The organism is Duffyella sp. Ts4 (assembly GCF_051851875.1).
Taxonomy (GTDB): Bacteria; Pseudomonadota; Gammaproteobacteria; order Enterobacterales; family Enterobacteriaceae; genus Duffyella; species Duffyella gerundensis.
Genome location: NZ_JBLYPN010000040.1, coordinates 1 through 401, shown reverse-complemented (window position 1 = coordinate 401; position 401 = coordinate 1). Strand labels below are relative to the sequence as shown.

Here is a 401-nt window from a genome sequence, read left to right as displayed (position 1 = left end):
GAGCAGTTGACTTTTAATCAATTGGTCGCAGGTTCGAATCCTGCACGACCCACCACTTTAACGTGAAGCACAGTGTTAAATCGTGAAGGATGCGAACCTGCAGCAGGTTCGAGTCGAGCGAAAGCGAGACAACGTTGCGACAGCAACGGTCCGCAGGACAAGGCGAAGCCGGGTAATCCTGCACGCCCACCACTTTAAAGTAAATCGCAGTACACCGCGTAGCGGGTCGTTAGCTCAGTTGGTAGAGCAGTTGACTTTTAATCAATTGGTCGCAGGTTCGAATCCTGCACGACCCACCACTTTAACGTGAAGCACAGTGTTAAATCGTGAAGGATGCGAACCTGCAGCAGGTTCGAGTCGAGCGAAAGCGAGACAACGTTGCGACAGCAACGGTCCGCAGG

The 401-nt window shown here is 52.6% G+C and carries 1 tRNA gene and 2 other RNA genes; all 3 read left to right on the top strand.

The annotated features are described in order from the left end of the window. Window positions 1-68 precede the first annotated feature (68 nt). Window positions 69-192: non-coding RNA, RtT sRNA (locus ACJY2L_RS20740), on the top strand. A 31-nt stretch (window positions 193-223) separates the two neighbouring features. Next, window positions 224-299: transfer RNA gene (locus ACJY2L_RS20735), tRNA-Lys, on the top strand. A 13-nt stretch (window positions 300-312) separates the two neighbouring features. After that, window positions 313-401: non-coding RNA, RtT sRNA (locus ACJY2L_RS20730), on the top strand; the annotation flags it as partial.